Source organism: Mesorhizobium sp. M0500 (genome assembly GCF_040321165.1).
GTDB lineage: Bacteria > Pseudomonadota > Alphaproteobacteria > Rhizobiales > Rhizobiaceae > Mesorhizobium.
This window is the reverse complement of sequence record NZ_JAMYRB010000010.1, coordinates 179,267-187,681: the sequence shown is the minus strand read 5'-3', so window position 1 is coordinate 187,681 and position 8,415 is coordinate 179,267. Positions and strand designations below refer to the sequence as shown.

Sequence of the window (8,415 nt, the reverse complement as noted above, 5' to 3'; positions counted from 1 at the left end):
TCGACCTCAATGTCCTGGCGCGATAGCATGCAAAACTGTTCGCGATGTCCTCGCACATCTGTTCGCGATGTCCCCAGTCCAAACACCCCTGTGGGAGAAGGTGGATCGGCGCGCAGCGCCGAGACGGATGAGGGGTGTTGGACGGAATGAGGCGTCGGCGTTCCCTGGAACACCCCTCATCCGTCGCCTTCGGCGACACCTTCTCCCACAGGGGGAGAAGGGAGAGCCGCGCCAAGCCTTCAACGCTGGCAAGACAAGCCGCGCACCCTGGAGTGAACAAGAGCTTGAGGCTTAGCAGAAGCAGCGTCTCTGCCCAACCCGGATATTTATGCGCCGGCTAACTACCTACTCCCGCTTCAGCCTTCGACAAAGCTCGTCGAGCTGCTCCAGCGTCCGGTAGGCGACGCTGATCACGCCGCCGCGCTGGTTGTGCTCGATCGTGACGATCATGCCGATCGTGCTGGTCATCAGCCGCTCCAGCGCCAGTGTGTCGGCATCCTTTTGCGGCGGTGCGGCGGGCTGGCGCTTTGCCGCCGGCGCGCCGACCGGCATCTGCGCCAAAGCTTCGGCCTGGCGCACCGAAAGCCCCTCGTCGATGATCCGCTTGGCAAGCCCGGCCGGGTCCTCGGCCGTCACCAGGGTGCGGGCGTGGCCGGCCGAGAGCGCGCCGTCGACCAGCATGTCGCGAATGACGTCGGGCAGCTTCAGCAGCCTCAGCGTATTGGCGACATGGCTGCGGCTCTTGCCGATCACCTGGCCGAGATCGGCTTGGGTATAGCCGTGGTCGTCGATCAGTTGCTGGTAGCCCAGCGCCTCCTCAACCGGGTTGAGGTCGGTGCGCTGGACGTTTTCGATGATCGCCAGTTCGAGCGCCGTGCGATCGTTGACGTCACGTACGATGATCGGGATTTCGGTCAGCCCGGCGCGTTGGGCCGCGCGCCAACGACGCTCGCCTGCGATGATCTCGTAGCGGCCCGTTTGGGTTTTCGACGGCCGCGCCACCACCGGCTGCACCACGCCATGTTCGCGGATCGACTGGGCGAGGTCGGTCAGGTCGGCGTCGCCAAAATGCCGGCGCGGGTTTTTCGGGTTAGGGCTGAGGAACTCGATCGGCACCTTGCCGTCGGCCGTCAGGCCCGGCTTTTCCGGCGCCGCCGGGCGATCGATTTCGCCGATCAGCGCCGCCAGTCCCCGTCCCAGTCTTTTCCTCGAAGGGTCTTCGTTCATCGTCCGTCCAGATCGTTTCGGTGTCGAATCGGCTTATTGTTCAGGCAGCACGCAATTTGCGCTCGCGGCGGATGACTTCCGAAGCAAGCTGCAGATAGGCCTGGCTGCCCGAGCATTTGAGGTCGTAGAGAATCGCCGGCTTGCCATAGGACGGCGCCTCGGAAACGCGGACATTGCGCGGGATGACGGTTTCATAGACCTTGTCGCCCATATGCGCCCGCACATCCTGCACCACCTGGTTGGCGAGATTGTTGCGCCCGTCGAACATGGTCAGCACGATGCCCTGGATCGTCAGGTCGGGGTTGATCGAGCGGCGCACCTGCTCGACCGTCTCCAAAAGCTGGCTCAGGCCCTCCAGCGCGAAAAACTCGCACTGCAGCGGCACCAGCACCGAATCGGCCGCAGCCATCGAATTCAGCGTCAGCAGGTTGAGCGAGGGCGGGCAGTCGATCAGCACATAGCCGAAATTGGCCGAGCGCTCGGCCGAAGCCCGCAGCGCGTTGCGCAGCCGCAGTACCCGGTCCGGCGCCGAGGCGATTTCCATCTCGATGCCGAGCAGGTCGAGCGTCGACGGCACGATCGACAGGCCAGGCACCGCCGTCGGGATTGCCGCCGCTTCGAGGTCCAGCTCGCCGGTCAGCACATCATAGGACGAGACGGTGCGGTCGCGCCGGTCGATGCCAAGCCCGGTGCTGGCGTTGCCCTGCGGGTCGAGGTCGACGATCAGCACCTGTTCGCCTATGGCCGCCAGCGCGGTGGCCAGATTGATGGCGGTCGTCGTCTTGCCGACGCCGCCTTTCTGGTTGGCGACGGTGATGATTCGGGGGCCGTTCTTCATCATGGGTCTATGCCAGAAATTCATTTGGGGTCGCCGGTCACAAGCCAGGGTGCTGTCGCAAGTCGGATACTTCGAGAATGACGCCCTGCGCGTCGGTTGCACTGGCATGTTCTACCAGATCGAAAGACCATCGTTGAGCGCTTTCTGCCACTTCGGCGCGGTAATCCCGGCCTTTGTGAAACAGGCCGCGCGACCCCTTGGTCAGCCACGGCGCCGCCAGGTCGAGCAAGTCGGGCAGCGAGGCGAGTGCCCTGGCTGTGACGATTTGCGGTGCAGGAACAAGAGGATAGCTGTCGTCGATGCGGCGCGCGATAACCTTGGCGGGCAGGCTGAACTGTCCGATGACCGCTTGCAGGAACGATGCTTTTTTCCGGTTGCTTTCAACCAGGTCGATACCGGCGCCGTCCCGCTCGGCAAGCAAAAAGGCCAGCACAAGGCCGGGAAACCCACCGCCGGAGCCGAGATCGACCCAGCGCTTCGCCTCTGGTTTGATTCGCGCCAGCTGCGCGCTGTCGAGGATGTGGCGGCGCCAGACATCGTCCTGCGTCGATTGCGCGGCCAGATTGATCCGGCGGTTCCATTTCTGGAAGACGGCCTCGAACTCGACCAGGCGATCGAATGTTTCACGTGAAACCGGGCCCGCTGCCGCCTGCAGGTTTGCCCAGGACGCAGCGCTCACGCGACCTGCTTTCGCGCGGCTGCCTCGGCATTGCGGACATGGGCGACGATAATTGCCAGCGCCGCCGGCGTCATGCCTTCCATGCGTTGCGCATCGGCAATCGAGCGCGGCTGGCGTGCCAGCATCTTCTGCTTCAACTCGTTCGACAGGCCGGGAACAGAAGCAAAGTCGAGCCACTCGGGAATAAGCCTGCTCTCCTCATGCCTGATCTGCGAAACATCGGCCTGCTGGCGGTCGAGATAGACAGAATATTTGGCTTCCGTTTCAAGACGTTCGGCCGTTTTGCTGTCGATCGCCGCGAAAGCCGGCTCGATCCGCGCCAGCCAGGCGATGTCGACGCCGGGATAGGCCAGCAACTCATAGGCCGAGCGACGGACGCCGTCCCGGTTGATTTCGAGCCCATGGCGCGCTGCCTCATTGGGGGTCATGGTGGTGCCGAGGGCGAGCTGTCGCGCCTTCTCAAGGTCTTGCATACCATTGTTGAACCGCTGCATCCGCTCCGGCGAGGCAATCCCCAGCCTTATCGCCAGTGGCGTCAGCCGCTCATCGGCGTTGTCGGCTCGCAGCGATAGCCGGAACTCGGCCCTTGAGGTGAACATGCGGTACGGTTCGGCGATGCCGCGGCTGGTCAAATCGTCGACCATCACGCCGATATAGGCTTCGGTGCGGCTGAGCACGATTTCCTCGCTCGCCGACGCCTTGCGCGCTGCATTCAAGCCGGCAAGCAGCCCTTGCGCGCCGGCCTCCTCGTAGCCGGTGGTGCCGTTGATCTGGCCGGCGAGGAAAAGGCCGGCGATCCGCCTGGTTTCCAGCGTTGGCTTGAGCTCGCGTGGATCGACATGGTCATACTCGATGGCATAGCCCGGCTGCAGCATGGTTGCCCGCTCCAGCCCCGGAATGGTCTTCAGGATGTCGAGTTGCACGTCCTCGGGCAGCGAGGTCGAAATGCCGTTCGGGTACACCGTGTCGTCGTCCAGCCCTTCCGGCTCCAGAAAGATCTGGTGGCCTTCGCGGTCACCGAACTTGACGATCTTGTCTTCGATCGACGGGCAATAACGCGGCCCGACGCCTTCGATCGACCCCGAATACATGGCCGAGCGGCCGAGATTGGTGCGAATCAGCTCGTGCGTCGCATTGGTCGTTCGGGTGATGCCGCAATGGATCTGCGGATTTTCGATGCGATCGGTCAGCAGCGAGAACGGCACGGGGTCCTCGTCCGCCGCCTGGCTCTCCAGTGACGCCCAATCGATCGTCCTGCCGTCCAGCCGCGGCGGCGTGCCGGTCTTCAGCCGCCCGAGCCTGAAGCCGGCGCGGCTCATCGTCGCCGACAGGCCGACGCTCGCCTGCTCGTTCATGCGGCCGGCGACGATCTTCTTCTCGCCGATATGGATCAGCCCGCGCAGAAAAGTGCCGGTCGTCAGCACCACGGCGCCGCAGGCGAGCCGGCTTCCATCCGCCAATAGCACCGCCGCGATGCGTCCGTCGTCGATTTCCCCGTTGTTGATTTCGAAATCCAGCACCTCGCCTTCGATGACATCGAGGCCAGCCTGCTGGCGGATTGCCGCCTGCATGGCGAGGCGATAGAGTTTTCGGTCGGCCTGCGTTCGCGGACCACGCACCGCTGGCCCCTTGCGGCGGTTGAGCAGGCGGAACTGGATGCCGGCGGCATCGGCGACGCGCCCCATCAGCCCGTCCATGGCGTCGATCTCGCGAACCAGATGGCCCTTGCCGAGGCCGCCGATCGCCGGATTGCAGGACATCACGCCGATCGTGTCGAAGCGCAGCGTCACCAGCGCCGTCCTGGCGCCAGCCCGCGCAGCGGCACTGGCTGCCTCGCAACCAGCATGACCGCCGCCCACCACAACCACATCATAGTGATTGGTCATTTCAGAATCCCGAATTCAAGTGGACCGACACATGTCCCTGGAGGCCCGCGCTGTCAAGAACGCAGGGCGCTTCAGACGCATGACTGCCCCCGACAATGCAGACAGAGATCGCCTGGCGCCGTTTTGTCTTCCCTTCTCCCCTTGTGGGAGAAGGGGAGACGCTGCGAGCAGGATCGTTTCACGTGAAACAGTCCCCCCTATTCCTGGGCCCGTGTTTCACGTGAATCACCGCCGGTGCTCCTTCCCCTATGTTTCACGTGAGTCATTTCCCAATACAAAACTGCGAAAAAATCACATCGAGCATGTCTTCGACATCGACCGACCCAACGATTCGTCCGAGCCGATCCGCCGCCAGGCGCAGCTCCTCGGCCTGCAGTTCCTGGCCGCGATCACCACTGGCCACTGCTGCGAGCAGGAAGCGTTTCGTCTCGTTGAGCAGCTCGACGTGCCGCAGCCGCGACGGCAGGATATCGCCGGCCTTGCCGATCTGGACTGCGGCACGACGCCCGATCTCGTCCAGCAGTTCGGCCAGACCCGTGCCGTCCCGCGTCGAGATAGCGAAATCATAGCGCACCGCGGGCGAGGGCGATTTGCCCCCCAACAGGTCAATTTTTGTTCCGACCCTCAGCGCCTGAATGTCGCTCGTCAGCACACCGATCGCGATTGGCTCCGCCAGATCCTCCAGCAGCAACAGCAGATCAGCGCTGTGCGCCTTGGTCCTGGCCTTCTCGATGCCGATCGCCTCTATCTTGCCGGGCGCCTCGCGCAGACCGGCGGTGTCGGTTACCCTGACCCGCACCCCTTCCAGGTCCAGTGCCACCTCGAGCAGGTCGCGGGTCGTGCCCGGCTCGTCGGTGACGATGGCCGCTTCGCGCCGCGCCAAGGCGTTGAACAGGCTGGACTTGCCGGCATTCGGCGCGCCGAGGATTACCACTTCGAACCCATCGCGAATGATTTCGGCAGCGCGGAAGCCGGCGACGTGGCGCTCTATTTCCCCGATCATCGCCCGAACATCGGACCAGACTGTATCGGCGACCGAGCCCGGCACGTCATCCTCGTCGGCAAAGTCGATCTCGGCCTCGATCATCGCGCGGGCGTGGATCAGCCGTCGGCGCCAGCCCAGATAGAGTTCGCTCTGCACGCCTTGGGCGTTGTGAACGGCAAAGCGCCGCTGCGCCTCGGTTTCGGCGTTGATGAGATCGGCCAGCGCCTCGGTTTCGACCAGATCGAGCTTGCCGTTGAGAAAGGCGCGGCGGGTGAATTCGCCAGGCTCGGCATGCCTGACGCCGTCGAAGGAGGCGATCGTTTCCAGCATCCTCGCCACAACGGCGCGCCCGCCATGCACATGGAACTCTGCAACGTCCTCGCCGGTAAAACTGTCGGGACCGGCAAAGAAGACGACCAGGCCGCTGTCCAGCACCGATCCGTCGGGCGCCCGGAACTTGCGATAGGTGGCAACGCGGTTTGACACCTTCGATCCCGCAATCGTTTCGACAGCGAATCGACTCTGCGGCCCGGAAATCCGGATCACTGCAATGCCGGCCGGCAGGCGCCCGCTCGACAGCGCCACGATGGAGTCTTTTGAAATCATTTGCCCGCTCTGCCGAAGCGCCCTAGCTATGCTTGTTCAATCCGCCATCGAGTAGCGCCGTGACATTGCCTGCACAAAACCTGCTTGCCGAAGAGGCCAGCCCCTATCTGCAGCAGCACAGCGGCAATCCGGTGCACTGGCGGCCATGGTCGCCCGCCGCTCTGGCCGAAGCAAAGGTGCTGCAGCGTCCGATCCTGCTCTCTGTCGGCTACGCCGCGTGCCATTGGTGCCACGTCATGGCGCATGAGAGCTTCGAGAACGACGAGGTCGCCGCCGTCATGAACCGTCTCTTCGTCAATATCAAGGTCGACCGCGAGGAGCGCCCCGACATCGACCAGATCTACATGGCGGCATTATCCTCGATGGGTGAGCAGGGCGGCTGGCCGCTGACCATGTTCCTGACGCCGGAGGGCAAGCCGTTCTGGGGCGGCACTTACTTTCCGCGCGAAGCCCGCTACGGCCGGCCGGGTTTCGTCCAGGTGCTGGAGGCGGTTGACAAGGCTTGGCGGGAGAAGAAAGAAAGCCTCAACCAGAGTGCCGACGGCCTGACCACGCATGTCGAGACGCGGCTGGCGGGCAGCCATGGCAAGGCCGTGCTCGACCGCGGCATGCTGGCGAACCTCGCCAATGGCATTGACGGCATGATCGACCGCGATTTGGGCGGTCTGCGCGGCGCGCCGAAATTCCCCAACGCGCCGTTCATGCAGAGCCTCTGGCTGTCCTGGCTGCGCGACGGCACCGCATCCCACCGCGACACTGTTCTCCTAAGCCTCGAAAAGATGGTGGCCGGCGGCATCTATGACCATATTGGCGGCGGACTCAGCCGCTACTCGACCGACGCCGAATGGCTGGTCCCGCATTTCGAAAAAATGCTCTACGACAATGCCCAGCTCATCCGCTTGTGCAATTGGGCCTATGCGTCAACCGGCAAGGAATTGTTCCGGCTGCGAATCGAAGAGACGATTGCCTGGCTGTTGCGCGAAATGCGAGTCGAGGGCGATGCCTTTGCCGCCAGCCTTGATGCCGATAGCGAGGGCGAGGAGGGGTTGTTCTACACCTGGAGCAGGGATGAGCTCGAAGCAGCCCTTGGCGACGATTCAGCATTGTTTTTCAAATACTTCACGCTTGCCGGTACGCATGGTTGGGAAGGCAAGCCGATCATTTGCCAGACTGATGCTCAACAGGCGCAGAGCGTCGTCGATCGTGACCTTCTCGTTCCGCTCAAGCAAAGGCTGCTGGCAGCGAGGGAACAGCGCGTGCGGCCCGGGCGTGACGGCAAGGCCCTGACCGACTGGAACGGCTTTATGATCGCAGCCCTTGCCGAGGCCGGACGGTCGCTTGGCCGATCCGACTGGATCGAAGCGGCGGCAGCGGCCTTTGCCGCAATTGCGGCTGCCGGACGTGACGGCCGCCTGCCGCATTCGATGCTCGGCGCAAAGAAGCTGTTTCCGGCTCTGTCGAGCGACTATGCCGCCATGGCCAACGCCGCCATCTCACTGTTCGAGGCGACCGGCAATCCCGACTATATCGATCGCGCCGGGAACTTCATTGAGCAACTCGATCTTTGGCACCGGGACAGCGACAAGACCGGCTACTATCTGACCGCGTCCGACAGCGCGGATGTGCCGATCCGCATCCGCGGCGATGTCGACGAAGCCATTCCTTCCGCTACCGGCCAGATCATCGAAGCCCTGGTCCGATTGTCGTCGCTTTCGGGCGATCTCGATCTCTGGGAAAAAGCCTGGACAGTCGCAGAGCACGCGGGCGGGCGGGCGGTGCACCAGGGCTATGGCCAGGCGGGTATAGTCAATGCCTGTGCCTTGTCGCTTGAACCGCTGAAGCTGGTGATCGTGGATAGACCGGAGAATCCAAGGCTTGTTCCGGTTGCGAATCGAAATCCAGACCCGCGCCGGGTGGACATCGTCGTGCCTGTTGGCTCGGCGACAAATCTGCCGGCCTTGCCAGGCGGCGTCATGCCGCCAACGGCCGAGCCCGGCGCCTGGCTCTGCACGGGGCAGGTCTGCCTGCCGGTGGTGACTAGTGCCGAGGAGCTTGAGCGGCTGTTGCACCGGCAATGAGTCCAACGCGGCTCCCCCTTCTCCCCTTGTGGGAGAAGGTGGCCGAGCGAAGCTCGGTCGGATGAGGGGTGTTCCAGCTTGGCGCCGACGGAGTTCCGTCCGGCACCCCTCAACCG

The 8,415-nt window shown here is 63.8% G+C and carries 6 protein-coding genes; 1 reads left to right on the top strand and 5 read right to left on the bottom strand.

What is annotated here, in order from left to right; all coding sequences use genetic code 11:
* Window positions 1-345: 345 nt before the first annotated feature.
* From NKI70_RS19895 to mnmE, 5 genes are all read right to left on the bottom strand, one after another.
* A complete protein-coding gene (locus NKI70_RS19895) occupies window positions 346-1,227 on the bottom strand; it encodes a ParB/RepB/Spo0J family partition protein (RefSeq protein ID WP_352697421.1) in 882 nt (293 codons plus the stop codon).
* A gap of 40 nt (window positions 1,228-1,267) precedes the next feature.
* Window positions 1,268-2,068 (bottom strand): ParA family protein, encoded by an 801-nt coding sequence (locus NKI70_RS19890; protein ID WP_084642633.1) that lies wholly within the window; start codon window positions 2,066-2,068, stop codon window positions 1,268-1,270.
* Window positions 2,069-2,102: 34 nt separating this feature from the next.
* On the bottom strand, window positions 2,103-2,744 hold the full coding sequence (gene rsmG / locus NKI70_RS19885) for a 16S rRNA (guanine(527)-N(7))-methyltransferase RsmG (RefSeq protein ID WP_352570098.1): 642 nt from the start codon (window positions 2,742-2,744) through the stop codon (window positions 2,103-2,105).
* Window positions 2,741-4,630: a tRNA uridine-5-carboxymethylaminomethyl(34) synthesis enzyme MnmG gene (gene mnmG / locus NKI70_RS19880; protein WP_352697419.1), complete on the bottom strand. Its 1,890-nt coding sequence runs from the start codon at window positions 4,628-4,630 to the stop codon at window positions 2,741-2,743. The genes rsmG and mnmG overlap by 4 nt, the downstream gene beginning before the upstream one ends.
* A gap of 262 nt (window positions 4,631-4,892) precedes the next feature.
* Entirely contained in the window at window positions 4,893-6,221 is a 1,329-nt protein-coding gene (gene mnmE, locus NKI70_RS19875) for a tRNA uridine-5-carboxymethylaminomethyl(34) synthesis GTPase MnmE (protein WP_352575442.1), read from the bottom strand.
* A 59-nt stretch (window positions 6,222-6,280) separates the two neighbouring features.
* Between mnmE and NKI70_RS19870 the strand changes: the two genes are divergently transcribed.
* Window positions 6,281-8,299 carry a thioredoxin domain-containing protein gene (locus NKI70_RS19870; protein ID WP_352697416.1) on the top strand — a complete coding sequence of 673 codons (2,019 nt, stop codon included), beginning with the start codon at window positions 6,281-6,283 and terminating at the stop codon, window positions 8,297-8,299.
* The last annotated feature ends 116 nt before the right edge of the window (window positions 8,300-8,415 follow it).